Annotated in this window: 23 protein-coding genes; 10 read left to right on the forward strand and 13 right to left on the reverse strand. The window is 73.4% G+C overall.

Annotated features, from left to right (window positions below):
- Window position 1: 1 nt before the first annotated feature.
- The gene (locus tag IE326_RS01990; RefSeq protein ID WP_190040658.1) at window positions 2-1,957 is read left to right on the forward strand and encodes an APC family permease; all 1,956 of its coding nucleotides are present in this window, start codon (window positions 2-4) and stop codon (window positions 1,955-1,957) included.
- 70 nt (window positions 1,958-2,027) lie between these two features.
- Window positions 2,028-3,263, forward strand: coding sequence for a sensor histidine kinase (locus IE326_RS01995; protein WP_190040659.1), 1,236 nt, complete (start codon window positions 2,028-2,030; stop codon window positions 3,261-3,263).
- 18 nt (window positions 3,264-3,281) lie between these two features.
- Here IE326_RS01995 and IE326_RS02000 read toward each other — a convergent pair whose 3' ends face one another.
- Genes IE326_RS02000 through IE326_RS02015 form a run of 4 tightly spaced genes read right to left on the reverse strand, consistent with a single transcriptional unit; the run spans window position 3,282 to window position 6,692 of the window.
- The gene (locus tag IE326_RS02000; RefSeq protein WP_150235633.1) at window positions 3,282-3,887 is read right to left on the reverse strand and encodes a TetR/AcrR family transcriptional regulator; all 606 of its coding nucleotides are present in this window, start codon (window positions 3,885-3,887) and stop codon (window positions 3,282-3,284) included.
- A gap of 29 nt (window positions 3,888-3,916) precedes the next feature.
- Window positions 3,917-4,681: a glucose 1-dehydrogenase gene (locus IE326_RS02005; protein WP_150235635.1), complete on the reverse strand. Its 765-nt coding sequence runs from the start codon at window positions 4,679-4,681 to the stop codon at window positions 3,917-3,919.
- 55 nt (window positions 4,682-4,736) lie between these two features.
- Entirely contained in the window at window positions 4,737-5,708 is a 972-nt protein-coding gene (locus tag IE326_RS02010; RefSeq protein WP_190040660.1) for an NAD-dependent epimerase/dehydratase family protein, read from the reverse strand.
- A 45-nt stretch (window positions 5,709-5,753) separates the two neighbouring features.
- On the reverse strand, window positions 5,754-6,692 hold the full coding sequence (locus IE326_RS02015) for a ScbA/BarX family gamma-butyrolactone biosynthesis protein (protein WP_229915171.1): 939 nt from the start codon (window positions 6,690-6,692) through the stop codon (window positions 5,754-5,756).
- A 155-nt stretch (window positions 6,693-6,847) separates the two neighbouring features.
- Between IE326_RS02015 and IE326_RS02020 the strand changes: the two genes are divergently transcribed.
- The 4 genes from IE326_RS02020 (at window position 6,848) to IE326_RS02035 (ending at window position 10,681) form a co-directional block, all read left to right on the forward strand.
- On the forward strand, window positions 6,848-7,525 hold the full coding sequence (locus IE326_RS02020; protein ID WP_150235641.1) for a ScbR family autoregulator-binding transcription factor: 678 nt from the start codon (window positions 6,848-6,850) through the stop codon (window positions 7,523-7,525).
- A 197-nt stretch (window positions 7,526-7,722) separates the two neighbouring features.
- On the forward strand, window positions 7,723-8,874 hold the full coding sequence (locus IE326_RS02025; RefSeq protein ID WP_150228467.1) for an acyl-CoA dehydrogenase family protein: 1,152 nt from the start codon (window positions 7,723-7,725) through the stop codon (window positions 8,872-8,874).
- A 28-nt stretch (window positions 8,875-8,902) separates the two neighbouring features.
- On the forward strand, window positions 8,903-9,691 hold the full coding sequence (locus IE326_RS02030) for an electron transfer flavoprotein subunit beta/FixA family protein (RefSeq protein WP_150235643.1): 789 nt from the start codon (window positions 8,903-8,905) through the stop codon (window positions 9,689-9,691).
- Between the two features lie 33 nt (window positions 9,692-9,724).
- Entirely contained in the window at window positions 9,725-10,681 is a 957-nt protein-coding gene (locus IE326_RS02035) for an electron transfer flavoprotein subunit alpha/FixB family protein (RefSeq protein ID WP_190040661.1), read from the forward strand.
- 63 nt (window positions 10,682-10,744) lie between these two features.
- On the opposite strand, the gene IE326_RS02040 is transcribed toward IE326_RS02035, so the two are convergent.
- The 3 genes from IE326_RS02040 to IE326_RS02050 all read right to left on the reverse strand — a co-directional run bounded on the left by IE326_RS02040 (window position 10,745) and on the right by IE326_RS02050 (window position 12,817).
- Window positions 10,745-11,128: a Zn-ribbon domain-containing OB-fold protein gene (locus tag IE326_RS02040; protein WP_150235647.1), complete on the reverse strand. Its 384-nt coding sequence runs from the start codon at window positions 11,126-11,128 to the stop codon at window positions 10,745-10,747.
- A 113-nt stretch (window positions 11,129-11,241) separates the two neighbouring features.
- Window positions 11,242-11,970, reverse strand: a complete 729-nt coding sequence (locus tag IE326_RS02045; RefSeq protein WP_150235649.1) for a TetR/AcrR family transcriptional regulator — start codon at window positions 11,968-11,970, stop codon at window positions 11,242-11,244.
- 85 nt (window positions 11,971-12,055) lie between these two features.
- Window positions 12,056-12,817, reverse strand: coding sequence for an SDR family NAD(P)-dependent oxidoreductase (locus tag IE326_RS02050; RefSeq protein WP_150235651.1), 762 nt, complete (start codon window positions 12,815-12,817; stop codon window positions 12,056-12,058).
- 283 nt (window positions 12,818-13,100) lie between these two features.
- Between IE326_RS02050 and IE326_RS02055 the strand changes: the two genes are divergently transcribed.
- A complete protein-coding gene (locus tag IE326_RS02055) occupies window positions 13,101-13,661 on the forward strand; it encodes a GlcG/HbpS family heme-binding protein (protein ID WP_190040662.1) in 561 nt (186 codons plus the stop codon).
- A gap of 190 nt (window positions 13,662-13,851) precedes the next feature.
- Here IE326_RS02055 and IE326_RS02060 read toward each other — a convergent pair whose 3' ends face one another.
- Entirely contained in the window at window positions 13,852-14,925 is a 1,074-nt protein-coding gene (locus tag IE326_RS02060; RefSeq protein ID WP_190040663.1) for an endonuclease/exonuclease/phosphatase family protein, read from the reverse strand.
- 85 nt (window positions 14,926-15,010) lie between these two features.
- On the reverse strand, window positions 15,011-16,162 hold the full coding sequence (locus IE326_RS02065) for an acyl-CoA dehydrogenase family protein (RefSeq protein WP_190040664.1): 1,152 nt from the start codon (window positions 16,160-16,162) through the stop codon (window positions 15,011-15,013).
- A gap of 116 nt (window positions 16,163-16,278) precedes the next feature.
- On the opposite strand from IE326_RS02065, the gene IE326_RS02070 reads away from it, so the two are divergent.
- The 3 genes from IE326_RS02070 (at window position 16,279) to IE326_RS02080 (ending at window position 19,476) form a co-directional block, all read left to right on the forward strand.
- Window positions 16,279-16,884 (forward strand): TetR/AcrR family transcriptional regulator, encoded by a 606-nt coding sequence (locus tag IE326_RS02070; RefSeq protein WP_190040665.1) that lies wholly within the window; start codon window positions 16,279-16,281, stop codon window positions 16,882-16,884.
- 72 nt (window positions 16,885-16,956) lie between these two features.
- Complete coding sequence (locus IE326_RS02075) at window positions 16,957-18,258, forward strand: ROK family transcriptional regulator (RefSeq protein WP_150235660.1); 1,302 nt, start codon at window positions 16,957-16,959, stop codon at window positions 18,256-18,258.
- A 147-nt stretch (window positions 18,259-18,405) separates the two neighbouring features.
- Window positions 18,406-19,476: an SCO7460 family lipoprotein gene (locus tag IE326_RS02080; protein ID WP_190040666.1), complete on the forward strand. Its 1,071-nt coding sequence runs from the start codon at window positions 18,406-18,408 to the stop codon at window positions 19,474-19,476.
- A 97-nt stretch (window positions 19,477-19,573) separates the two neighbouring features.
- Here the strand turns inward: IE326_RS02080 and IE326_RS02085 are convergent, their stop codons facing one another.
- From IE326_RS02085 to pucD, 4 genes are all read right to left on the reverse strand, one after another.
- Window positions 19,574-19,909, reverse strand: a complete 336-nt coding sequence (locus tag IE326_RS02085; protein WP_150235664.1) for a hypothetical protein — start codon at window positions 19,907-19,909, stop codon at window positions 19,574-19,576.
- Window positions 19,910-20,019: 110 nt separating this feature from the next.
- On the reverse strand, window positions 20,020-21,159 hold the full coding sequence (locus IE326_RS02090; RefSeq protein WP_150235666.1) for an XdhC family protein: 1,140 nt from the start codon (window positions 21,157-21,159) through the stop codon (window positions 20,020-20,022).
- A 41-nt stretch (window positions 21,160-21,200) separates the two neighbouring features.
- A complete protein-coding gene (locus tag IE326_RS02095; RefSeq protein WP_030760417.1) occupies window positions 21,201-22,673 on the reverse strand; it encodes an NCS2 family permease in 1,473 nt (490 codons plus the stop codon).
- A gap of 215 nt (window positions 22,674-22,888) precedes the next feature.
- Complete coding sequence (gene pucD / locus IE326_RS02100) at window positions 22,889-25,288, reverse strand: xanthine dehydrogenase subunit D (protein ID WP_150235670.1); 2,400 nt, start codon at window positions 25,286-25,288, stop codon at window positions 22,889-22,891.
- Window positions 25,289-25,290: the final 2 nt, after the last annotated feature.

A 25,290-nucleotide genomic window follows, 5' to 3' on the forward strand; every position in this document is an offset into this window, starting at 1 on the left:
CATGTCCACCCCTCACGAGACGCGTACGAGCAGGCTGCGCGCGTGGATGCTGGAGGGCCTGTCCGACATGGGCAGGGGCAGACCCTCCCGTCCGGAGGAGACGGCCCCGGACGCCGGGCACCAGGGGCAGCCCTGGTGGCGGGTGATGTGCCTGACCGGCGTCGACTACTTCTCCACCCTCGGCTACCAGCCCGGCATCGCCGCCCTCGCGGCCGGCCTGCTCTCCCCCGTCGCCACGGTCGTGCTCGTGCTGGTCACGCTGGCGGGCGCGCTGCCGGTCTATCGGCGGGTGGCGGAGGAGTCCCCGCACGGCGAGGGCTCGATCGCGATGCTGTCGCGGCTGCTGTCCTTCTGGAAGGGCAAGCTGTTCGTCCTCACCCTGCTCGGCTTCGCCGCCACCGACTTCCTCATCACCATCACCCTGTCGGCGGCCGACGCCTCCACCCACCTCGTGGAGAACCCGCACCTGGAGTCGGCCCTCCACGACAAGCAGGTGATCATCACCCTGATACTGATCGCGCTGCTCGGCGCGGTCTTCCTCAAGGGCTTCCTGGAGGCCATCGGCGTCGCCGTCGCCCTGGTGGGGACCTACCTCGCGCTGAACGCCGTCGTCGTGGTCACCGGCCTGTGGCAGGTGATCACCGAGGGGCACGTCGTCACCGACTGGACGGCCGCCCTGACCCAGGAGCACGGCAACGTCTTCGTCATGATCGGCGTCGCCCTGATCGTCTTCCCCAAGCTGGCGCTCGGCCTGTCCGGCTTCGAGACCGGCGTGGCCGTCATGCCGCACGTCAAGGGCGACCCCGACGACACCGAGGCGAAGCCCACCGGCCGGATCCGCGACACCAAGAAGCTGCTGACCACGGCCGCGCTCATCATGAGCGTCTTCCTCATCTGCACCAGCTTCATCACCACCGTCCTCATCCCCCACGAGGAGTTCGAGTCCGGCGGCAAGGCCAACGGCCGTGCGCTGGCCTACCTCGCGCACGAGTACCTGGGCAACGCCTTCGGCACCGTCTACGACGTCTCCACCATCGCGATCCTGTGGTTCGCCGGCGCCTCCGCCATGGCGGGCCTGCTCAACCTGATGCCGCGCTACCTCCCCAAGTACGGCATGGCACCGCACTGGGCGCGGGCCGTGCGCCCCATGGTCATCGTCTTCACCCTCGTCGCCTTCCTCGTCACCTGGATCTTCGACGCGGACGTCGACGCCCAGGGCGGCGCGTACGCCACCGGCGTCCTCGTCCTGATCTGCTCGGCCGCCATCGCCGTCACCATCGCCGCCCGCAAGGCCGGCCAGCGCGGCTGGACCGTCGGCTTCGGCGCCATCTCGGTCGTCTTCCTCTACACCACCGTCGTCAACGTCATCGAGCGCCCGGACGGCGTGAAGATCGGTGCCTGCTTCATCGCCGGCATCATCCTCATCTCCCTCCTCTCCCGCCTCGGCCGCGCCTTCGAGCTGCGCGTCACCCACGTCGAGCTCGACGACATGGCGGAACGCTTCATCCGCGACATCTCCCACCGCACGCCCCGGTTCATCGCCAACGAACCGGACCGGCGGGACGTCGCCGAGTACCGCGACAAGATCGAGCAGATCCGGGCCGACAACGAGCTGCCGCCCACCGACGACTTCGTCTTCATCGAGGTCACCGTCACCGACCCCTCCGAGTTCGAGGCCGGACTGACCGTGCGCGGCGAGGTCCTCCACGACCGCTACCGGGTCCTCACCGTCGAGTCCTCCTCCGTCCCCAACGCCCTCGCCGCCCTCCTCCTGCACTCCCGCGACCTCACCGGCACCCGCCCGCACATCTACTTCGAGTGGACCGAGGGCAACCCCTTCGCCAACTTCTTCCGCTTCTTCCTCCTCGGCCGGGGCGAGGTCGCCCCCACCACCCGCGAGGTCCTGCGCGAGGCCGAGCCCGACCGGGACCGCCGCCCGCACGTGCACGTCGGCTAGGGACGCCGTCCGGCGGTATGAGAGGTTTGCTCCGTTCATCCGATCAGCGGGCGGAGAGGTACGGCACGGCATGGCGCGGTGGGACGGCACGGACACGGCGGGGCCCCGGTGGGAGGAGCGGGCGGCGGACGACGACGCCCGCTGGTTCCGGACCCTGCTCCACCTGGGCTTCTTCCTGCTCCTCGGCTCCTCCCTGACCCGCTTCCTGATGCGGCACACCGGCGAGGGGATCGCCCCCTGGGTGGTCTCGCTCGCCGCCGTCCTCGCCGTGCTGTACGTGGCGGAGCCCGCCGTCGCGGGCGACCGGGTCCGGCAGAGCGCCTGGCTCGGCGCCTGCTCGGCGGTCTGGGTCGCCCTCGTCTTCCTCGCGCCCAGCTTCGCCTGGTGCTCGATCCCGCTCTTCTACCTGGGGCTGCGCCGGCTGCGCCCGCCGGCCGCCGCCTGCTACATCGGCCTGCTCACGGTGGTGTCGGTCACGGCCCAGCTGCGGCTGGCCGGACGCCTCGAGTTCGACATCCTGCTCGGCCCGCCCGCCGTCGCCGCCATCTGCGTCGCCGTCTTCGTCCGCATGGACCGGCAGTCCGCGCGGCAGCGCGAGCTCATCGCGGACCTCGTCCGCACCCGCCGCGAACTCGCCGCCACCGAGCGCCGCGAGGGCACCCTCGCCGAGCGGCAGCGGCTCTCCATGGAGATCCACGACACCCTCGCCCAGGGCCTGTCCAGCCAGCAGATGCTCCTCCAGGCCGCCGACCGCACCTGGCGGACGGACCCCGACACGGCCCACCGGCACGTGCGCGCCGCCACCGCCATCGCCGAGCACAACCTCACCGAGGCCCGCCGCTTCGTCCACGACCTCGCCCCCGCCGACCTCGCCAGCGGAGGCGGCCTGGACAAGGCGCTGCGCACCCTGGCCCGCCGGGAGTCCACCGACGGGCTGGCCGTCCGCTGCCACGTCGAGGGCGTCCCGGCCCGGCGGCTGCCCGACCGGGTGCAGTCGGCGCTGCTGCGGATCGCGCAGGGCGCGCTGGCGAACGTCCGCGAGCACGCGGACGCCCGTACCGCCGCGCTCACCCTCACCTACCTCGACGACCAGGTCGTCCTCGACGTCGCCGACGACGGCCGGGGCTTCGACCCGGCGGCCCTCCGCGACGGCGACGGCGACGGGATGCGGGGCCACGGCCTGCCGGCCATCCGCACCCGGACCCGGCAGCTCGGCGGCACCCTCACCGTCGAGTCGGCGCCCGGCGAGGGCACGGTGCTCTCCGCCGCCGTACCGCTGGACGCCGCCGCGCCCGCCGGGGACTGACGCGGGCCGGGTGCCCGGTCAGGCCGGGGGGAGGCCGCCCGGGTAGGCGACCCGGGCGGTGACGCGGGCGATCCGCCGCGCCGAGTCCTGCGGGGCGGCGACCGGCTGGACGATGTGGCTCACGGTGAGCCGGACGATGGTCTCGACCGCGAGCCCCCGCGACTCCTCGTCCACGTCGGGCCACGCCTCGACGGCGTACGCGTCGAGCAGGGTCATCGCCGTGCCGAAGACGGGTTCGGTGCGGGTGGTCAGATAGGCGAGGAGGTCGCCGTCCGAGCCGTCCCGCGCGGCCAGCAGCACGCTCTTGATCAGCGGATTGCCGGCGGCCTGCCGGAGGGTGTACTCCACCCCGGCCCGCGCGGCGGCCTCCAGCCGGCCCCGGTGGGCCTCCAGCTCCCGCTGGATCCCGAGGAGGAACCGTTCCAGCTCCCGCTGCACGAGCGCCCCGCCGATCGCCTCCTTCGAGCCGAACTCGTTGTAGAGCGTCTGGCGGCTGATCCCGGCCGCCCGCGCGATGGCGGTCATGCGCAGCATGCCCCAGCCGTCGGCCGCGACGAGGTCGTAGGCGGCGTCGAGGACCTGCTCGCGCAGCAGGGACCGGACGCTCTCACGGAAGCGTGTCATCGTGCCCCCACCTTAGACGCGCCCCCGCCTCACAGACCCGTCCCTCCCCCGGCCGCCAGGTACTGCCCGGTGATCCAGCGGGCGTCGTCGGAGGCGAGGAAGGCGACGACGTCCGCGATGTCCTGGGGGGTCCCGACCCGGCCGAGGGCCGAGAGCGCGGCGAGCTCCGCGACGGCCTCGGGGGTCGTCCGGTGACGGGCGTTCATGTCGGTGGCGACGTAGCCGGGGGCGACCGTGTTGACGGTGATCCCGCGCGGACCCAGCTCCTTGGCGAGGGCCAGGGTCATGGTGTCGAGCGCGCCCTTCGTCATGGAGTAGGTGACGGACTCCGGGTAGGCGTTCCGGGAGACGAGCGAGGAGACGTTGACGATCCGGCCGCCGTCGCGGAAGCGGTCCAGGGCCCGCTGGACGAGGAAGAGGGGGGCCTTCACGTTGACGGCGAAGAGCCGGTCGAAGACCTCGGGGGTGAGCTGGTGGAGCCGGCCGGAGCCGCTGGCGCCCGCGTTGTTGACCAGGATGTCGACCTCCCGTCCGGCGCCCGCCCCGGCGAGTCCCCGGTCGAGCGCGGCGTAGAAGACGTCGACGGCGTCGGGACGGTCCAGCTCGGCGCGGAAGGCGAAGGCCCGGCCGCCGTCCTTCTCCACGGCGGCCACGGTCGCCGCGGCGGCGTCCCCGTCGTTTCCGTAGTGGACGGCGACGAGGGCCCCGTCGCGGCCCAGCCGCTCGGCGATCCCCCTCCCGATGCCCCGGCTCGCGCCGGTGACGACCGCGGTCCTGCCTGCCAGTCTCGCCATGGGGGTCATGTCCTGCCTCGTCTGTGGTGGGGAAGGGGGAAAAGGGGTGCCGGGTTCAGCCGCGGGCGGCGAGGAGGCGCCGGTACCAGTCCAGGTGGCGGGGGAAGGCGGCGGTGAAGCCGGGTCCGGGCCCCCGCCCGAAGTCCGTCCAGGGACGCTCGTCGGCGAACCAGTGGTCGAGGCCGAACATCTCCAGGTGGTGGGCGGCCACCGGGTTCCCGGCGAGCAGCGCGCGGGCCTCGGCGAACCCCACGGCGGGCCCCCGGGAGGCCCGTACCCGCTCCGGCAGCAGGGGTTCGAGGGCGGCGGTCAGCTCGGCGTCGGAGACCGGGTCGGGGTGGGAGAGGCCGTACGCGCCCGGCCGGGTCGCCGGGGAGAGCGCCGCGCCCAGCAGGGCGTCCCCCAGGCTGCCCGCCTCGACCGCCGAGTGGAGCGTGCCGGTCCGGGCGAGCGGCCCGGGGAGCGCGGCGAGCAGCAGGAGGAGACCGGGGACGACGTACCGGTCGCCGGTGCCGTAGACCAGGTGCGGCCGCAGCACGGTGCCGCCGGCGTCCCTCACGTACCGCTCCCCCGCGGCCCGGCTCCGGCTGGTCGCCGAGACCGGTGCGAGCGGGAGGGCGTCGGGCGCCGCGGCCCGGAAGGGGCCGCGGCCGTGCACGGAGGCGGTGCCGAGGGCGACGATCCGCCGGACCCCGGCCCGTACGGCGGCGTCGACGAGGTCCCGGGTGCCGTGCTCGTTGACGGCCCGCAGCGTCTCCTCGGCGCCGCCGATCGCGGAGGCGCAGTGGACGACGGCGTCCGCCCCGGCGCAGGCCCGGCGCAGGCTCGCGGGGTCCCGGAGGTCGCCCCGCACGGTCTCGACGGCGGGCCTGCCGGGCCGCCCCGGGCCCGCGGCGGCCGGTTCCGCCGGGTCCGGGGCGCGGACGAGCAGGCGGACGTGGTCGAGGTCCGGGTGCGCGGCGGCCGCGGCGGCGACCCGGCTGCCGATGAAGCCGGTGGCGCCGGTGACGAGGATGCGGATTCCCATGGTCCTTCCGGTCGGTGCGGGGGCGTGCGGGGAGCGGTGGAGGGGTCAGCCCGCCAGCCGGCGCTCGAACGCGGGGAGGGGGGACGCGGTGACGGGGGGCAGGGCGGCTTCGGGGGGCGAGACGAGGGTGCAGCCGAAGACGGGGTTCCCGTCCTGGTGGCCCTCGACGCGGACCGCGACCGCCAGGGGGTCGCGGTCCGGGATCCGCTCGGCGACGATCCAGCAGGGCGTGCGGAGCTCGGCGTAGCGGGAGAAGGACACGTCGAGGACGGAGGGGAGGAAGGGGACGCCGGGCCCGGCGATCGCCTGGGCCGCCTGGCGGGCCGCCTCCAGGAGGAGCATGCCCGGCACGTGGTCGTTGGGGCGGCGGAAGAGGGTGGGGTGCGCGGTGTTGACCCGCAGCCGCCAGTGGTTCGGCCGGATGCCGGGGCCCAGGACGACGTCCTCGTCGCGCTCCCGGCCGACGGTGCGCGGGGCGACGCCCGCGGTCAGGGGGACCGGCTCGCCGAGCTCGGCGAGCTGGACGTGACGGATCCTGCGGTAGGCGGGCGCCGAGGTGCAGCCGGCGAGGCCGCCCCCGGTAGCGAGGAGGGTGCCGCCCCGGGTGAGCACGGTCGTGGTGCGCAGGCTGCGCAGGTTCCGGCCGCTCCCCCGCAGGTCGGAGAGGACGACGTCGACGGTGACCTCGGAGGAGCGGCCGTCGACGACGAGGGCGGCGGGGTCGGCGTCGTAGGACAGCTCCCGGAGGACGAACTGCGAGTCGACCGGCACCCCGAGCTCGGCGTGCGCCACGAGCATGGTGGCCTGTCGTATCGTCTCGGCGACGAGGACCGGGTCGTGCCGGTCGCCGACCGGGGAGAAGAAGGGGTGGGCCGCGGGCCATGCGGCGGATATGGAGAAGCGATTCTCCCGGAGCTGGGTCCAGTCGGTGGGGATGATGTCGGCGGGATCGGAGCGGTGGACGAACTCGCCCGGGACGCCCATAACGACTCCTCGCTCCTGCCGGTCCATGGCTTCCCCCCGCGTCCCTCTCCCCGGGCACCGTACCTGGCCCGGCGTAGAGTACGTACGTTCCGGTTTCTTTTTCAACGCTCGGCGTCACACGGCGGCAGCACACAGTGAGATTGCGGGAGGGCCCTTTGGCGCAGCAGGCGCGTGCCATCCGAACCCGGCAGGCGATCCTCGAGGCCGCCGCCGGGGTCTTCGCGGAGCGTGGCTACGAGCGGGCGACCATCGGCGAGATCCTCGCGCGTGCCGGGGTGACGAAGGGGGCGCTGTATTTCCACTTTGCGTCCAAGGAAGAAGTCGCGCTGGGCGTGCTCGCCGCCCAGATGCTCGACGAACCGCTGCCCGAGCAGCCCGTCAAGCTCCAGGAACTCATAGACCAGGGCTTCCTGCTGGCCCACCGGCTCCAGGGCGATCCGCTGGTGCAAGCGAGCGTGGCCCTGGCCATGGACAGCGGCGCGGTCAGCATCGACCGGGCCGCGCCCTTCCAGGCGTGGGTCGCGCAGGTCGCCGACATCCTCACGGTGGCGCGGGCGCGGGGCGAGCTGCTGCACCACGTCGACCTGATGGACACGGCCGAGCTCTTCTCCGGCGCCTACGCCGGGATCCAGACCATGTCGGCCATCGTGTGCGACCGCAACGACCTGACGCACCGGACGAGGGTCCTCCTGCGGACGCTGATCCCGTCGATCTGCACGCCCGCGGTGCTGCTGGAGCTCGACATGTCGGCCGAGCGGGCGGCCTCGCTGGCCGCCGAGTACACGGCCCACCGGCTCCGCCGGGACGCCGACCTGACAGATACCGAGGGTTAACCCGGCCGCTCTCCCGGCTTCCCGAAAACAGACCGGATGGTTCTTCCAGCGCCCCGACGGCACCCCGCCGCCGGGGCGCTCTGGCGTCATGGCACTGAGTGTGTTTTGCTGAGGGTACTCAGTGCCATAAACGGTGCCGTGGATGATTCCGGGTGCCACAGCCAGGTGCCACAAGCATTTCCAGGGAGCTCGAGACCATGGGCAAGGACTTCGACCTGTACCGGACCTCCGAGGAGCACGAGATGCTCCGGGAGTCGGTGCGTGCGCTGGCGGAGGCGAAGATCGCCCCGTTCGCGGCGGCGGTGGACGAGGAGGGCCGGTTCCCGCAGGAGGCCCTGGACGCGCTGGTCGCGAACGACCTGCACGCGGTCCACGTCCCGGAGAGCTACGGCGGTGCGGGCGCGGACGCGCTGGCGACGGTGATCGTGATCGAGGAGGTCGCCCGCGCGTGCGGGTCGTCGTCGCTGATCCCGGCGGTGAACAAGCTGGGCTCGCTCCCGGTGATCCTGTCCGGGTCGGAGGAGCTGAAGGCGAAGTACCTCGCCCCGCTCGCCGCCGGCGAGGCGATGTTCTCCTACGCCCTGTCCGAGCCCGACGCGGGCTCCGACGCGGCCGGCATGAAGACCCGCGCGGTCCGCGACGGCGACTTCTGGGTCCTCGACGGCGTCAAGCGGTGGATCACCAACGCCGGCGTCTCCGAGTACTACACCGTCATGGCCGTCACCGACCCCGACAAGCGCTCCAGGGGCATCAGCGCCTTCGTCGTGGAGAAGTCCGACGAGGGCGTCTCCTTCGGCGCCCCGGAGAAGAAGCTCGGCATCAAGGGCTCCCCGACCCGCGAGGTCTACCTCGACAACGTCCGCATCCCCGCCGACCGCATGATCGGCGCCGAGGGCACCGGCTTCGCCACCGCCATGAAGACCCTCGACCACACCCGCGTCACCATCGCCGCCCAGGCCATCGGCATCGCCCAGGGCGCCCTCGACTACGCCAAGGGCTACGTCAAGGAACGCAAGCAGTTCGGCAAGCCCATCGCCGACTTCCAGGGCATCCAGTTCATGCTCGCCGACATGGCCATGAAGCTCGAGGCCGCCCGCCAGCTCACCTACGCCGCCGCCGCCAAATCCGAGCGCACCGACGGCGACCTCACCTTCTTCGGCGCCGCCGCCAAGTGCTTCGCCTCCGACGTCGCCATGGAGGTCACCACCGACGCCGTCCAGCTCCTCGGCGGCTACGGCTACACCCGCGACTACCCCGTCGAGCGCATGATGCGCGACGCCAAGATCACCCAGATCTACGAAGGCACCAACCAGGTCCAGCGCATCGTCATGGCCCGCAACCTCCCGTAACCATCAGCCCGTTGAAAGGAGACAGGCCGTGACCCTGAGGATCGCCGTCTGTGTGAAGTACGTTCCCGACGCCACCGGTGACCGCGGTTTCGCCGACGACCTGACGGTCGACCGCGACGAGGTCGACGGGCTCCTCTCGGAGCTGGACGAGTACGCGGTCGAGCAGGCGCTGCGGATCTCCGAGGAGGCCGACGACGCCGAGGTGACCGTCGTCACCGTCGGTCCGGACGACGCCAGGGACGCCCTGCGCAAGGCGCTGTCGATGGGTGCCGACAAGGCCGTCCACGTCAACGACGAGGCCATCCACGGCTCCGACGTCATCGCCACCTCCGCCGTCCTCGCCAAGGCCCTGGAGAAGACCGGTTTCGACCTGGTCGTCTGCGGCATGGCGTCGACCGACGGCACCATGGGCGTGCTCCCCGCACTGCTCGCCGAGCGCCTCGACCTGCCCCAGGCCACCCTCCTCTCCGAGGTGTCGGTGGAGGACGGCGTGGTCAAGGGCCGCCGTGACGGCGACGCCGCGACCGAGTTCGTGGAGGCCCCGCTGCCGGCCGTCGTCTCGGTCACCGACCAGTCCGGCGAGGCCCGTTACCCCTCCTTCAAGGGGATCATGGCCGCGAAGAAGAAGCCGGTCGAGGAGCTGGAGCTCGACGACCTGGACATCGACGAGGACGAGGTCGGCCTGGCCGGCTCCTGGACGCTGGTCGAGACGGCCGACGCCCGCCCGGCCCGCACCCAGGGCACGATCGTCACGAACGAGGACGGCGACGGCGGCAAGCAGCTGGCCGCCTTCCTCGCCGCCCAGAAGTTCATCTGACCGCCCGTCACCCCACCTCAGGAGCAAGGAATCATGGCTGAGATCCTGGTTCTCGTGGACCACGCCGACGGTGCGGTCCGCAAGCCGGCCCTCGAACTGCTCACCCTGGCGCGCCGCCTGGGCGAGCCGTCCGCGGTCGTCCTCGGCGCCGGCGAGGCCGCCGCCTCCGTCGCCGCCACCGCCGCCGAGTACGGCGCGGCCACCGTGTACGTCGCGGACGGCGCCGAGTTCGCCGAGCGGCTCGTCGTCCCCAAGGTCGACGCGCTCGCGCAGATCGCCAAGGAGAAGGAGGTGGCCGCCGTCCTGGTGACCTCCTCCGGCGAGGGCAAGGAGATCGCGGCCCGCGTCGCGCTCCGCCTCGGCTCCGGCCTCATCACCGACGCCGTCGAGCTGGAGGCCGGCGCCGAGGGCCCGGTCGCCACGCAGTCGGTCTTCGCCGCCTCGTACACGGTGAAGTCCCGCGTCTCGCACGGCGTCCCGGTCATCACGGTCAAGCCGAACTCCGCCGCCCCGGAGGCCGCCCCGGCCGCCGGCACGGTCGAGAACGTCACCGTGGCCTTCGGCGGCAACGCGGCGAAGGTCGTCTCCCGCACCGCCCGCGTCTCCACCGGCCGCCCGGAGCTGACCGAGTCCGCCATCGTGGTCTCGGGCGGTCGCGGCGTCGGCGCCGCCGAGGGCTTCGAGGTCGTCGAGAAGCTGGCCGACTCGCTCGGCGCGGCCGTCGGCGCCTCCCGCGCCGCCGTCGACGCCGGCTGGTACCCGCACTCCAACCAGGTCGGCCAGACCGGCAAGCAGGTCTCGCCGCAGCTGTACGTCGCGGCGGGCATCTCCGGCGCGATCCAGCACCGGGCCGGCATGCAGACGTCCAAGACGATCGTCGCGGTCAACAAGGACCCCGAGGCCCCGATCTTCGACCTGGTCGACTACGGCGTGGTCGGCGACCTCTTCGAGGTGCTGCCGCAGCTCACCGAGGAGATCGGCTCCCGCTGACGCGCCCCGCACGCACGGGAGGGGGGTGGCACAGAGTGCCACCCCCCTCCCGTGCGTGCGCGTTCAGATCCAGCCGTCCAGCGGGACCTCCTCGCAGAGCCGGACGACCGGCCTGCGCCCGGTGTCCGCGGCGCTCGCGAGCTTGACCCGGACGCCCGGGCGCACCGCGTGCGGCGGCCCGTCGACCCGGCAGCGGACGACGAAGCCCTCGGCCATGTGCACCGGCCAGAGGTCCGCATCGGCGGCGGTGTGGGCCCGGCGGACGGTGATCACGCCCTCGCCCTCGCTGAGTTGGGGGGACAGGTCGGTCGACCCGCAGGTCGGACAGAGCAGGCGCTGGAAGGTGGTGGTGTGGCACCAGGCGCAGCGCTGGAAGTAGAGATCGGTGCCGGCGGCCGATTCCTCGGTCCGGACGGCGCCGGGGGTCCTCAGTCCCGTGTGGAACACGATGCCTTCTCCTCGCACTCGGCGGCTCGACCGTGCATGAGCCCCAAGATATGGCACTCAGTGCCAGCAAAGAAAGACCTGAGTTCCCTTGAATTGAGATACTGAGAACCCTCTCAGCCCTCGCCGAGGCTCGACTCCACCTCGCGCACCACGCGCCACATCGGGGTGGACCGCCGGGTGATGACGACGACCACGTCCTCGGCCCCCTCCCCCGCGGGGTCGCCCCCGGTGCCCGCCGCGGCGTCCGGGCTCCAGGTGGCGCGGACGAACTCCAGGGCGCGGTCGACCTCCTCCAGCGGCTCGCCCTCGCCGCCCGAGCGCAGCCAGCGGCGCAGGGCGTGGTTGTGGGCGGCGACGACGGCCGCGGCGGCCACGTTGGCCCGCAGGGTGCCGTCCTTGCGGTCGGCCCAGCGGGTGCGCAGGTAGTCACCGAGGGTCTTCTCGTACCGCCAGACGACGGAGAGCTCGTAGGTGCGCAGCCCCGCGACCTCACGGGTGAGGCGGTAGCGCTGGACGGAGAAGGTGGGGTTCTCCGCGTACATCCGCATGACCAGGCGGGCGGCGTCGCAGACCCGGGTCACCGGGTCGTCGGAGTCGGCGCTCGCGGCGAGGAAGCGGGTCATGTCGTCGAGGCACTGCTCGTGGTCGGGGAAGACCACGTCCTCCTTCGACGGGAAGTAGCGGAAGAAGGAGCGCCGGCCGACGCCCGCGAGGGTGACGATGTCGTCGACGGTGGTCTGCTCGTAGCCCCGCTCCAGGAAGAGCTGGAAGGCCGCGGCGATGAGGGAGTCCCGCATCGCGGGCTTCGGGGTGCTCGGGGGGTTCGTCGCCGCTGCTGCCATGCCACGAACCTAACATTCGGAACCGCCTCGTGCGGCACTCGGTGCCGGAATTTTCCGACACCGAGTGCTCTGCCGGGTGGTGGGGTCAGCGGGCCGCCATCCGCAGCGCGCCGTCCATCCGGATCGTCTCGCCGTTGAGGTAGTCGTGCTCGACGATCATGGTGACGAGCCGGGCGTACTCCTCCGGGCGCGCCAGGCGCTGGGGGAAGGTGACGCCCGCGGCGAGCCCGGACCGGATCTCCTCGCTGAAGCCCGCCATCATCGGGGTGTCGACGATGCCGGGGGCGACCGTGACGACCCGGATGCCGTACTGGGCGAGGTCGCGGGCGGCGGTGATGGTCATGCCGGCCACGCCCGCCTTGGAGGCGGCGTACGCGATCTGCCCGACCTGGCCCTCGAAGGCGGCGATGGAGGCGGTGTTGACGACGAGGCCGCGCTGGCCGTGCGCGTCGGGCTCGTGGCGGGCGATCGCCTCGGCGGCGAGCCGCATCACGTTGAACGTGCCGATCAGGTTGACGTTCAGGACGGCGCGGAACAGGTCGAGGTCGTGCGGGCCCTTGCGGCCCAGGACGCGGGCCGAGGGGGCGATGCCGGCGCAGTTCACCGCGAGGCGCAGCTCCGCCCCGTCGGCGTCGGCCTCCGCGAGCGCGGCGCGGACCTGGTCCTCGTCGGTGACGTCGGCGGCGAGCAGCCGCACGCCCTCGGGGAGTTCCCCCGCGGCGGCGACCGCCTTGTCCAGGTCGAGCCCGTAGACGGTGGCGCCGCGGGCGGCGAGCGCGGCGGCCGTGGCGGCGCCGAGCCCGGAGGCGGCGCCGGTGACGAGAGCGGCGGAGCCGGCGATGTCCATGGAACTCCTCGTTCGTGTCGTGCGGGTGACCCCGCCGGCGGGTTGGCCGTCCGGCCGGGGGCGCGTCCCCGCGGGAGGACCGCGCGGTCCGCGCGGTCTGCGCCGCCACCATAGAACCCCGTTCCCGGCCCGCGCGGGACGGGGGTCATCCGATCGGCGGACCCCGGGGTCGGCCGATCCGCGCGCGGCTCGCAGCCGGTGCGCCGACCGCCGGGACCCGGAAGCGGCCGGAGGATGAGGCGTCAGTCGATCTTCCGTCCCCGACCCGTGGAGCGACATCCCCATGAAGCACGTGAAGAAGGCCCACCGCACCCGTCTGATGACCGGCGGCGCGATCGTCGCCCTCGGCCTGGCCGGCGTCGGCGCCTACTCCGCGAGCGCCGGAGGCGGGGACACGGCCGCGGCCCCCGCGGCCGTCACCGAGGCGAAGAACGGGACCACGACCGCCACCACCCACCTGACGGTCGCCGCGGCGACGAAGGCGGCGAAGGCCGCGCTGGACGCCGCCGAGGCGGAGAACCAGCGCGTCACGGTCGCCGTCGTGGACCGCGACGGCAACACCGTCGTCACCCTGCGCGGCGACGGCGCGGGCCCGCAGTCCTACGAGTCGGCGGAGCGGAAGGCGTACACCGCCGTGGCGTGGAACGCCCCGACCTCGGAGCTCGCGAAGCGGCTCGCCCAGGCGCCGAACCTCAAGGACATCCCCGGCACCCTCTTCCTCGGCGGCGGCGCCCCGGTCACCGCCGAGGGCGCCCCGGTCGCGGGCATCGGCGTGGCCGGCGCCCCGTCGGGCGACCTGGACGAGGAGTTCGCCCGCGCGGGCGTGGCGGCCCTGGCCCGGTAGCAGACCGGCGGCCGTCCCGGGGGCGGCCGCGGCGACGGGCCCCGGAGAACGCCGAACCCCGGTGCGCCTGAAACGGGGGAACACAGGCGAACCGGGGTGGCTCCCCCGAGCATACGCCTGAAGTTGTTCAACACGAAATCACCACGGATATGTCAGGTCCGTGGTGATCGCGTGTCCGCCGGACCCGTCCCTACACGGCGGCCGGCGGGTCGACGAGGAGGGTCGCCCGGCCGATCAGCACCCGGTGGTCGGAGCAGGGGGCGGTGGTTCCCGGGACGAGCACGCCGTTCCTGATCGCCGTGCAGTCCGGGGTGGTCCTGGCGTCGGCCGTGTAGTCGCCCGAGGCGAGCCGGTCCGCGCGGACGAAGATCATGTCGATCTTGACCAGCGGCAGACCGCAGCGCAGACCGGTCTCGGGGGTGTTCGAGGTCGGTTCGCCGTACCCGGGGCAGGAGCCGCCCAGGTCGTCGAGCTCGCGGTGCGCGCCGTAGTTGTCCTCGCTGAACTTCGGCTCGGCCGCCGCGACCCCCTTGGCGTAGAGCTGGTTGAGCCGCCCGTCGTACGGCTCGGCGTTGAAGTCGCCGGCCACCATGTACGTCTGCCCCGCGGCGGCGAACCCGTCGAGCACGCCGCGCAGTTCGGCCAGCTGTCGGTAGCCGTACGGCTTCGCCTCCTCCGTCGGCGTCGCGGCGCGGGAGACCGGGCTGATGTGGACCGAGCAGAACTTCATGTTCGGCCGGTCGACCAGCGGGGCGCAGAGCAGCCCGTTGGTCACCGGGTGGAGGACGTCGTCGGCGGAGAGGTAGAAGAGGCCGCTCTCCTGCGCGAACGTGCGGTACTCGGCCTTGCCGAGCTCGTGCCGGCTGAAGATCGCCTTGCCGAAGGACTCGCCGCCGCAGATCGACGCGTGGCCCGGCCCGTCGTCCCGGCTGCCCGCCGGTATGGACTCCTGGAAGCGGGCGTAGCTCGGGTTGTCCGGGTTCCAGCTCGCCAGGGCCGTCCGGATGCTCCGGTACTGGCTGTGGCAGATCTCGTTGAACGAGACGAAGTCCACGGCGTTCTCGGCCCGCCTGATCGAGCCCACCGCCTCCTCGACCAGGCCGTTGTCGGTCCGGCCCTGGTTCATCTTGTGGCCCGATATGTTCCAGGTCCACGCCGTGTACGTCACGGCCTCCGGTTCCGCCTGCGCCGAGGCCGCCGCTCCGGTGACGTTCGTCAGCAGCGCGACCATCGCCAGCGCGCCGGCGACCAGTGTCTTCCTCATGGATCCCCCCACGGAAAGGGCGGGCGCCGCGGTGGCGCCCGCCAAAGGGGATCATGGTAGGCGGAGGATTCCCCTCCGCCCGCCGCTACTTCTCCGGGCGGGCCAGCCCCCGGCTGATGACCAGCCGCTGGATCTGGTTCGTGCCCTCGAAGATCTGCATGATCTTCGCCTCGCGCATGTAGCGCTCGACGGGGAAGTCGCGGGTGTAGCCGTAGCCGCCGAGGACCTGGACGGCGTCCGTGGTGACCTTCATGGCGGTGTCGGTGGCGATGAGCTTGGCGGCGCTGGCCTGGCGGCTGAAGGGGCGGCCGAGGTCGCGGCGGCGGGCGGCGTCCAGGTAGGTGGCGCGGGCCGCGTCGACGGCGGCGGCCATGTCGGCGAGGAGGAAGCCGAGGCCCTGGTGGTCGACGATGCGGCGGCCGAAGGTGGTGCGCTGGTTGGCGTAGTCGACGGCGGCGTCCAGGGCGGCCTGGGCGAGGCCGGTGGCGCAGGCGGCGATGCCGAGGCGGCCGTTGTCGAGGGCGCTGAAGGCGATCTGGAGGCCCTGGCCCTCGGTGCCGATCAGGCGGTCCTCCTCGATGAGGGCGCCGTCCCAGTAGGCGGAGGTGGTGGGGACCGCCTGGAGGCCCATCTTGCGCTCGGGGGCGCCGAAGGAGAGGCCCTCGGCCTCGCCGGGGGCGAGGAAGCAGGAGACGCCGTGGCCGCCGGGGGCGGTGCGGGCGAAGAGGGCGTAGAAGCCGGCCCTGCCGCCGTGGGTGATCCACGCCTTGGTGCCGGTGATCCGGTAGCCGCCGTCCTCCTGCCGCTCGGCCTTGCAGGCGAGGGCGGCGGCGTCCGAGCCGGCCTGCGGCTCGGAGAGGCTGTAGCCGCCGACGAGGCGGCCCTCCAGCATCGAGGGGAGCCAGCGCTCCTTCTGCGCGTCGGTGCCGAAGGCGTAGAGCGGGTGGCAGGCGAGCGTGTGGACGCTGGTGGCGACCGCGACGGCCGCCCAGCGGGCCGCGAGCTCCTCCAGGACCTGGAGGTAGACCTCGTACGGCTGCCCGCCGCCGCCGTACTCCTCGGGGTAGGGCAGGCCGAGCAGCCCGGCCCGGCCGAGCGTGGCGAAGAGACCCTCGGGATAGGTCTCGGCGGCCTCGTGTGCGTCCACCCGGGGCGAGAGCTCGCGGTCGGCGATCTCGCGGGTGAGGGCGATGAGGTCCGCCGCCTCGGGGGTGGGAAGCAGGCGGTCGACATCCATGGCGACTCCATCGGCGCGCAAAGTGGTACTCGGACGGGTACTCCAGTACCGCTAAAAATAGCGCACCGGAGAGCGGACGTAACCCCTCCGGTCGAGTGGCCCGGCATACTGTCCGGGTGATCGAGACCTCCGCCGCCGGTGCCCCGAAGCTCACGGGCCGCGGAGCGGCGCGCCGCTCCGCCCTCTTCGAGGAACTGGTCGCCCTGCTCGTCGACGAGGGCTTCGCCCGGCTGACCCTGGACGACCTCGCCGCCCGCCTGCACTGCTCCAAGCGCACCCTCTACGGCCTCGCCGGCAGCAAGGAGCAGCTGGTCCGGGCCGCCGTCGTGCACTTCTTCCGGCGCGCCACGGCCCGGGTGGAGGCCGTCCTGGCCGCCGCGACCGGGCCCGCCGAGCGGCTCGCCGCCTATCTGCGGGCCGTCTCCGCCGAGCTGGCCCCGGTCTCCCCGCGCTTCTTCGACGACGTGGCCGCCTTCGAGCCCGCCGCCGAGGTGTACGAGCGGAACACCCGGGCCGCCGCCGGCCGGGTGAAGGAGATCATCGAGGAGGGCGTCAGGGCCGGCGTCTTCCGGGAGGTCCACGTGGCCTTCGCCGCCGACATCATCGCCTCCGTCATGGTCCGCATCCAGCGCCGCCAGGTGGCCTCCGCCACCGGCCTCGCGGACGCGGAGGCGTACGACCAGCTGGCCGAGCTGCTGCTCAGCGGGCTGCGCCGGGCCTGAAGCGGCCCCGGACGAACCACCCCGCCGGACGGACCGCCACCGTCCGCCGGACCACCACCGCGAAGGAGCCCAGTGACCAGACCGAACGGCCGGACCGTGCGGGACCTGCGGCGCGAGAACCGCACCGCGGTCCTCCGGCGGCTCTACTTCGACGGCCCCATGAGCCGCTTCTCGCTCGGCCCCGCCACCGGGCTCAGCTCGGGCTCCATCAGCAACGTCGTCGCGGAGCTGGTCGCCGAGGGCCTCGTCGAGGAGGCCGGCAGCGTCGACTCGGCCGGCGGGCGCCCCCGCATCCTGCTGCGCGTCGCCCCCGCCGGGGGGCGCATGATCGGCGTCGACATCGGCGAGACCCGGGTCCGGATCGAGCTCTTCGACCTCACCCTCACCGAGCTCGCCCGCGCCGAGCGCCCGCTGGCCCCCTCGGGGACCGGGAGCGGGCGGTACGACGTCGGGGTCGTCGTGGGCCACGTCCGCGAGGGCATCGCGGAGGTGCTGCGGGAGGCGGACGTCCCCGCCGGGGCGCTCCTCGGCGTCGGCGTCGGCGTCCCCGGCATCGTCGAGCACCCCGAGGGCGGCGGGGCGGTGGTGCACGGGCAGACGATCGGCTGGGACGCGGTGCCGCTGGAGCGGCTGCTGCGCGAGGCGGTCGACCTGCCGGCGGAGGTGCCGTACCGGATCGAGAACGGCGCCCAGACCCTCGGCCAGGCCGAGACCTGGTTCGGCGCGGGCCGGGACGCGGCGAGCGCCGTCGTGGTCCTCTTCGGCTCCGGCGTCGGCGCCTGCGTGACCACCGACCCGCTGGGGCCGGGGCGCGCGCTGGAGTGGGGCCACCTGAAGGTGCGGGTCCGGGGGCGGCGCTGCCGCTGCGGCGCCCGGGGCTGCCTGGAGGCGTACGCCGGCGCGGGGGCGCTCCTGGAGCGGTGGCGGGAGGCCGGCGGCGAGCCCCCGGCGGGCGCCGACGAGGAGACCGCGCTCGCCGCGCTGCTGACCGCCGCGTATCCCTCGGAGGGCGCCCCGGACCCGGCCGCGCTCGCCGTCCTGGAGGAGACCGCCGAGTACCTGGGCGCCGGCTTCGCCGACCTCGTGAACCTCTTCCAGCCGGAGCGGATCCTCGTCGGCGGCTGGGCCGGACTGCTGCTCGGCGCCCGTTTCCTGGCATCCGTCGAGGAGCACGCCCGCGCGTACGCCCTGGCGTACCCGGCGGCCCGGGTCACCATCGGCATGGGCATGCTCGGCCCGGAGGCGGTCACCGTGGGCGCGGCGATACTCCCCCTGGCCGACTTCTTCGCGCGCGGCGGTCGCCACGAGTCCCCCGGCCCGGCCGGCGAGCCCCCGGCCTGGGCGGAGACCGTCCGGGAACGCGCGGCCCGCTGACCCCACCGGGCGCGGGAGCGGGTACGCGGCTCCCGGACCGATGCGGGTACGGCGCCGGGCCCCGGTGAGTAGCCGTACTCACGCGGACCCTTCCGCTCCCGGCCTACCGTCGGTCCGGGAGACGCGGACGGCGGCGGGGAGGCCCTCATGGCACGGTCACGGCGCGGCGCGGGGCGCCGTCGGGCGGGGGCGCTCGCCCTGGTCCTGGCGGCGGCCGGCGTCACCGGCTGCGGGACCTTCTCGACCGGGGACGACCGGGGGCGCGCGGTGGAGATCGCGGAGCGGGTCGCCCCCGGCGAGCTGGAGGTGATCGGCGCCCGCACGCTCTTCCCGCAGGCCGGCGGCTCGGAGGTGAGCTTCCGCGTGGTGGGCGACGCCGACGCCGTCGTCCGGCTGCGGGTGGACGCGGAGAAGAGCGACTGCGAGGGCCGCGACTGCGCGGAGCGGCTGACCGCCGCGGTCGCCGACGCGCGGCGGGAGGCGGACGGGTTCCGGCTGATGCGGCGGGAGTTCGGGGCGTGCGGGTACGAGGTGCACGGGCTGTCCGCCGACGGGACGGGGCCGTGGATCGCCGCCCCCGTCGACGCGGAGTCCGTACGTCCCCTGGTCGCGTCCGTCGGCGCCTGCCTGGAGCGGTGGACCCGGGCCCGGGGCGGCGCGGCGCCCCCGTACCTCTCCGTGAAGGTGGCCCCGCCGGAGCGCGCGGACGGCCTTCCCGGCGACCCCGGGCTCCCCTCCCTGGTGCGGCTCACCTCCGGCGAGCGGCTGGGGAGGCTGGGCTCGGGGACGTACCACCGGGTGGGGTTCCGCGCGGGGCCCGGCGGGCGGCTCGACCGGGACTCGGGCGAGATCGACCTCGTCCAGCCCTTCGAGGAGCGGCAGCGCTTCGCCGCGGCGGTCCGGGAGGCGGCGGCCGAGTGGCTCCGCACCCGCGCCGAGCCGCCGCTGCCGGACGCGGTGACCTCCGAGTTCACCGGCGTCTGGAAGCTGGTCCCGGGCCGGGTCGACCGGTTCGGCGGCTGGGTCCTGTACTGCGAGCGGCCCGAGGGCGAGCGCCCGGTCTGCCCGGGGCGGCACGCCCTGGCGGTCACGGTCGGCCCGGACGGCGCCCTGACCGCCGAACCGCGGGCCTTCCGGGACGTCCGGGAGGGCAACGGCCTCCTCGGCCTCCCGGACGAGGGGGACGGCGCGCCGTCGTACGCCTGGCCCGGCCCCTGAGCACGGGCCCGGCCGGGCCCCGGTCCTCGCCGGGGGTCCCCCCGTACGGCGGGGCCCCGTACGCCGGTCGGCCCCGGGCGCCGGTCGGTGCCGGGCGTCAGTCCTGGCCCCGTCCCGTCCCGCCCGGGACGGGACGGGGCGCGCGGGTGACGAGGACCTCGCCGTCGGCGGTGGCGGTGGCCGTGAAGCCGGCCTCGCGGAAGACGCTGAGGAGGGCCTGGCCGAGCACCGCGCGGATGCCGTCCATCCGGGCGAACCCGGCGACCTCGGGGTCGTCGGCGTGGGCGGCGATGGCGGGCCGGACGAGGGCGTCGGCGTGCCAGCCGACCCGGACGCCGTCGCCGTGGGCCATCACGGTGAGGCCGCTCCCGGAGCCGTAGCCGGCGCGGGCCAGCACGGTCTGCACCTCGTGGATCAGCCGCCCGTCCGTCACGGGTCCTCCGTCCGCTCTCCGTACCTTCCCCTCCGGCACCTCCCATTCTGGCGGCAGACCGCTCCGGGGGCAGGCCGCGGGGAGTGACGTGCGGGGGGGGGAGCCGGGATCTAGGCGACGGAGCCGATGCGGCCCGCGACGGGGGCGTCCGGGCCGTCGTGGTGGATCGGGGTGTGGGCGCCCGTGAGGGAGACGCCGCTGCCGCCGCGGCGGTCGGCGACGATCTCCGCGGCGATCGACAGGGCCGTCTCCTCCGGGGTGCGGGCACCGAGGTCGAGGCCGATCGGAGAGCGCAGGCGGGCCAGTTCGAGTTCGGTGACGCCGACCTCGCGGAGCCGGGCGTTGCGGTCCTCGTGGGTGCGGCGGGAGCCCATCGCGCCGACGTAGGCGACGGGGAGCCTCAGGGCGGCCCGGAGGAGGGGGACGTCGAACTTGGCGTCGTGGGTGAGCACGCACAGGACGGTACGGGCGTCGACCTCCGTCGACTCCAGGTAGCGGTGGGGCCACTCGACGACGACCTCGTCGGCCTCGGGGAAGCGCCGGGCGGTCGCGAAGACCGGGCGGGCGTCGCAGACGGTGACGTGGTAGCCGAGGAACTTGCCGACCCGGACGAGCGCGGAGGCGAAGTCGATGGCACCGAAGACGATCATGCGGGGGGCGGGGACGGAGGACTCGACGAGCAGGGTCAGCGGCTGTCCGCAGCGGCTGCCGTCCTCGCCGATCTCCACCGTGCCGGTGCGGCCGGCGTCGAGCAGGGCGCGGGCCTCGGCGGCGGCGGTGCGGTCCAGCTCCGGGTGGCCGCCGAGCCCGCCCTCGTACGAGCCGTCCGGGCGGACCAGGAGCGCCCGGCCGAGCAGCTCGCCGGGGCCGGAGACGATCCGGGCGAGGGCCGCCGCCTCCCCCGAGACGGCGGCGGCCAGCGCGGCGGGGAAGACCCCGCCGCGGACCGGGGTGACGAGGATGTCGATGATGCCGCCGCAGGTCAGACCGACCGCGAAGGCGTCCTCGTCGCTGTAGCCGAAGCGTTCGACGACGACCTCGCCGTCGTCGAGCGCCGCCCGGCACAGCTCGTACACCGCGCCCTCCACGCATCCGCCGGAGACCGAGCCGATCGCCGTGCCCTCGCTGTCGACGGCGAGCGCGGCGCCGGGCTGCCGGGGCGCGCTGCCGCCGACGGCCACGACGGTGGCCACGGCGAAGTCGCGTCCCTGCTCGACCCACCGGTGCAGCTCTTCGGCGATGTCCAGCATGTCGGTCTCCTTGGCGGTGTGGGGAGGGCGGCGGTCGGGCGTCAGCTGACGCCCAGCCATCCCTCGATGGGGTGAAGGGCGAAGAACACGATGAATATCGCGGTCAGGCACCACATGAACGCGCCGACCTCGCGGGCCTTGCCCTGCGCCACCTTGATGACGGTGTAGGCGATGACGCCGGCCGCGACGCCCGGGGTGATGCTGTAGGTGAACGGCATCAGGACGACGGTCAGGAAGACCGGGATGGCGACGGAGCTGTCGCCCCAGTTCACGTGCTTGGCGTTCATCATCATCATCGCGCCGATGACGACCAGGGCGGCGGAGCCGACCTCGCGGGGCACGATCTGGGTGATGGGGGTGAAGAAGAGGCAGGCCGCGAAGAACAGGCCGGTGATCACCGAGGAGAAGCCGGTGCGGGCGCCCTCGCCGACGCCGGTGGCGGACTCCACGAAGACGGTCTGGCCGGAGGCGCCGGAGACGCCGCCGATCGCGCCGCCCGCGCCGTCGATGAAGAGGGCCTTGGACAGGCCGGGCATGCGGCCCTTGTCGTCGGCGAGGTTGGCCTCGGTGCCGACGCCGATGATGGTGGCCATGGCGTCGAAGAAGCCGGCGAGGACCAGGGTGAAGACGATGACGCCGACGGTGATGTAGCCGACGTCGCCCCAGCCCCCGAAGGAGACGTCGCCGAAGAGCGAGAAGTCCGGGGCGGAGACCGCGCTGCCCTTGAGCTCCGGGGAGCCGTTGGCCCAGGAGCCGGGGCCCTTGGCGGGGATGTCGGCGACGGCGTTGACGATCAGGGAGACGATCGTGCCGCCGACGATGCCGATGAGGATGGCGCCGGGGACCTTGCGGGCCTGGAGGGCGAAGATCGCGAGCAGGGTGACCGCGAAGATCAGGACCGGCCAGCCGACGAGTTCGCCGCCGGAGCCCATGGTGACGGGCGGGCCGAACTGCGGTCCCGCGCCGACGAAGCCGGCCTTGTTGAAGCCGATCAGGGCGATGAAGAGGCCGATGCCGATGGTGATGCCGTGCTTGAGCGGCAGCGGGATGGCGTTCATGATCATCTCGCGGAGGCCGGTGACCACCAGGAGACAGATCACCAGGCCGTAGACCACGCACATGCCCATGGCCTGCGGCCAGGTCATCTGGGGGACGACCTGGGTGGCGAGCACGCCGGAGACGCTGAGGCCGGCCGCGAGGACGAGCGGGACCTTGCCGACGAAGCCCATCAGCAGGGTGGTCACCGCCGCCGCGAGGGCGGTCGCCGTGATGACGGCGGAGGAGGCGAGGACGTGCTTGTCGACGTCCGGGCCGCCCAGGAGGATCGGGTTGAGCAGGAGGATGTACGCCATCGCCATGAAGGTGGTGACGCCACCGCGGATCTCCGTGCCGACGGAGGATCCTCTCTCCGAGATGTGAAAGTACCGGTCGAGCCAAGACCGTCCGGCGGGGTTGCGCGAGCCGGAGCCCGCGTCTTCCGCTGCGGTCTTGGGCTCCACGGACGACTGGGTCATGGGGCCTACTCCCAAGGTTCAAAGGGGCACCCGCATCAGATGTCGAACTCTGAGGTGGAGAACGCGGGATTTGGGATATTTCGTTGGCTGCACGACCCGGGGGACGGCCCGAGACGAACGGGGTGCTGCGGGGCACTGCGGGGATACGACTCCGGGCGGCGCGTGCGCGGGGAAGGTGTGACGTTCCCGGGGAGGCGCGCACCGCCCGGAGGGTCCTACAGGGTGCCGGTGAGCGCCTCGGGGCGGACCGGCGTCTTATTGAGCTCCAGGCCCGTCGCCGCCCGGATCGCCGCGAGGACGGCCGGCGTGGACGACAGGGTCGGGGCCTCGCCGATGCCCCGCACGCCGTACGGCGCGTTGGGGTCGGCCAGTTCGAGGTAGTCGACCGGGATGGTCGGCGTGTCGAGGATGGTGGGGATCAGGTAGTCCGTGAAGGAGGGGTTGCGCACCTTCGCGGTCTTCGGGTCGACGATGATCTCCTCCATCACCGCGACGCCCAGGCCCTGGGTGGTGCCGCCCTGGATCTGGCCGACCACGGAGAGCGGGTTGACCGCCTTGCCGACGTCCTGGGCGCAGGCCAGTTCGATGACCTTGACCAGGCCGAGCTCGGTGTCGACCTCCACCACCGCGCGGTGCGCGGCGAAGGCGTACTGCACGTGGCCGTCGCCCTGGCCGGTGACGAGGTCGAAGGCCTGGGTCGGACGGTGCCGCCACTCCTCCTCGACCTCCACGGCCTGGTCCTCCAGGACGTCCGCGATGGTGGCGAGGGCCTCGCCGCCGTCGGTGACGACCTTGCCGCCCTCCAGGAGGAGTTCGGCGTTGGCCCACGCCGGGTGGTACGAGCCGAACTTGCGCCGGCCGATCTCCAGGACCTTCTCGCGGACGAGCTCGCAGGAGTTCTTGATGGCGCCGCCGGTCATGTACGTCTGGCGGCCCGCGGAGGTCGAACCGGCCGAGCCCACCTGGGTGTCGGCGGGGTGGATGGTGACCTGCTGGACGCCGAGCTCGGTGCGGGCGATCTGGGCGTGGATGGTGACGCCGCCCTGGCCGACCTCCGCCGCGGCGGTGTGGACCGTGGCGACGGCCTCGCCGTTGATGACCTCGATGCGGATCTTGGCGGTCGAGTAGTCGTCGAAGCCCTCGGAGAAGCCGACGTTCTTGATGCCGACCGCGTAGCCGACGCCGCGCACGACGCCCTCGCCGTGCGAGGTGTTGGACAGGCCGCCGGGCAGCGCGCGGACGTCCGCGCCCTCGCCGGCGGTCTCCCACTGGCGCTCCGGCGGCAGCGGGCGGGCCTTGACCCGGCGCAGCAGCTCGGCGACCGGGGCCGGCGAGTCCACGACCTGGCCGGTCGGCATGATCGTGCCCTGCTCCATGGCGTTGAGCTGGCGCAGCTCCACCGGGTCCATGCCCAGCTTCGCCGCGAGCTTGTCCATCTGGGCCTCGTAGGCGAAGCACGCCTGGACCGCGCCGAAGCCGCGCATGGCGCCGCAGGGCGGGTTGTTGGTGTAGAGGCCGATCGCCTCGATCTCCACGTCCTCGACGACGTAGGGGCCGATCGAGAGGGAGGAGGCGTTGCCGACGACCGAGGCCGTGGAGGAGGCGTACGCGCCGCCGTCGAGCACGATCCTGCACTTGACGTGCGTGAGCTTGCCGTCCTTGGTGGCGCCGTGCTCGTACCAGAGCTTCGCCGGGTGCCGGTGGACGTGCCCGAAGAAGGACTCGTACCGGTTGTAGACCATCTTGACCGGCTTGCCGGTGCGCAGGGCGAGGACCGAGGCGAGGATCTGCATGGAGATGTCCTCGCGGCCGCCGAAGGCGCCGCCGACACCGGCCATGGTCATCCGGACCTTCTCCTCGGGCAGGCCGAGGCAGGGCGCGATCTGCTTGAGGTCCGAGTGCAGCCACTGGGTGGCGACGTAGAGGTCGACGCCGCCGTCCTCGGCCGGCACGGCGAGGCCGGACTCGGGGCCGAGGAACGCCTGGTCCTGCATGCCGAAGGTGTACTCGCCGGTGACGATCACGTCGGCGCGCTTCGCGGCCTCGGCGGCGTCGCCGCGGATGATCGGCTGGCGGTGCACGATGTTGGGGTGCGGGACGTGACCGGAGTGGTGGTCGTCGCGGTTCTCGTGCACCAGGATCGCGTCGGGGGCGAGGGCGGACGCCTCGTCCGTGACGACCGGGAGCTCCCGGTACTCGACCTTGATCTTGGCGGCGGCGCGGCGGGCGGTCTCCGGGTGGTCGGCCGCCACGAGGGCGACCGGCTCGCCGTGGTGGCGGACCTTGCCGTAGGCGAGGACCGGGGTGTCCTGGAACTCCATGCCGTAGTTCTTCGCGGCCGGCAGGTCCTCGTGGGTCAGCACGGCGTAGACGCCGTCCATCGTGAGGGCCTCGGAGGTGTCGATGGACACGATCTCGGCGTGTGCGACGGTGGAGCGCAGGATCTGGCCCCACAGCATGTCCTCGTGCCACATGTCCGAGGAGTAGGCGAACTCGCCGGTGACCTTGAGGGTGCCGTCCGGGCGGAGCGTGGACTCGCCGATGCCGCCCTTGACGTGGTTCTGGGTGACGTCGGTGGGCGTGCCCACCGGTACGGTACGGGTGTTCTGAGCCATCG

This window comes from Streptomyces filamentosus (assembly GCF_014654895.1).
GTDB classification, from domain to species: Bacteria; Actinomycetota; Actinomycetes; order Streptomycetales; family Streptomycetaceae; genus Streptomyces; species Streptomyces filamentosus.

Bases quoted from the DNA above. Each gene is read 5' to 3' on its own strand.
- IE326_RS01990 (WP_190040658.1), top strand. From the start codon at position 2: ATGTCCACCCCTCACGAGACGCGTACGAGCAGGCTGCGCGCGTGGATG.
- IE326_RS01995 (WP_190040659.1), top strand. From the start codon at position 2,028: ATGGCGCGGTGGGACGGCACGGACACGGCGGGGCCCCGGTGGGAGGAG.
- IE326_RS02000 (WP_150235633.1), bottom strand. From the start codon at position 3,887: ATGACACGCTTCCGTGAGAGCGTCCGGTCCCTGCTGCGCGAGCAGGTC.
- IE326_RS02005 (WP_150235635.1), bottom strand. From the start codon at position 4,681: ATGGCGAGACTGGCAGGCAGGACCGCGGTCGTCACCGGCGCGAGCCGG.
- IE326_RS02010 (WP_190040660.1), bottom strand. From the start codon at position 5,708: ATGGGAATCCGCATCCTCGTCACCGGCGCCACCGGCTTCATCGGCAGC.
- IE326_RS02015 (WP_229915171.1), bottom strand. From the start codon at position 6,692: ATGGGCGTCCCGGGCGAGTTCGTCCACCGCTCCGATCCCGCCGACATC.
- IE326_RS02025 (WP_150228467.1), top strand. From the start codon at position 7,723: ATGGGCAAGGACTTCGACCTGTACCGGACCTCCGAGGAGCACGAGATG.
- IE326_RS02035 (WP_190040661.1), top strand. From the start codon at position 9,725: ATGGCTGAGATCCTGGTTCTCGTGGACCACGCCGACGGTGCGGTCCGC.
- IE326_RS02045 (WP_150235649.1), bottom strand. From the start codon at position 11,970: ATGGCAGCAGCGGCGACGAACCCCCCGAGCACCCCGAAGCCCGCGATG.
- IE326_RS02050 (WP_150235651.1), bottom strand. From the start codon at position 12,817: ATGGACATCGCCGGCTCCGCCGCTCTCGTCACCGGCGCCGCCTCCGGG.
- IE326_RS02055 (WP_190040662.1), top strand. From the start codon at position 13,101: ATGAAGCACGTGAAGAAGGCCCACCGCACCCGTCTGATGACCGGCGGC.
- IE326_RS02060 (WP_190040663.1), bottom strand. From the start codon at position 14,925: ATGAGGAAGACACTGGTCGCCGGCGCGCTGGCGATGGTCGCGCTGCTG.
- IE326_RS02065 (WP_190040664.1), bottom strand. From the start codon at position 16,162: ATGGATGTCGACCGCCTGCTTCCCACCCCCGAGGCGGCGGACCTCATC.
- IE326_RS02080 (WP_190040666.1), top strand. From the start codon at position 18,406: ATGGCACGGTCACGGCGCGGCGCGGGGCGCCGTCGGGCGGGGGCGCTC.
- IE326_RS02090 (WP_150235666.1), bottom strand. From the start codon at position 21,159: ATGCTGGACATCGCCGAAGAGCTGCACCGGTGGGTCGAGCAGGGACGC.
- IE326_RS02095 (WP_030760417.1), bottom strand. From the start codon at position 22,673: ATGACCCAGTCGTCCGTGGAGCCCAAGACCGCAGCGGAAGACGCGGGC.
- pucD (WP_150235670.1), bottom strand. From the start codon at position 25,288: ATGGCTCAGAACACCCGTACCGTACCGGTGGGCACGCCCACCGACGTC.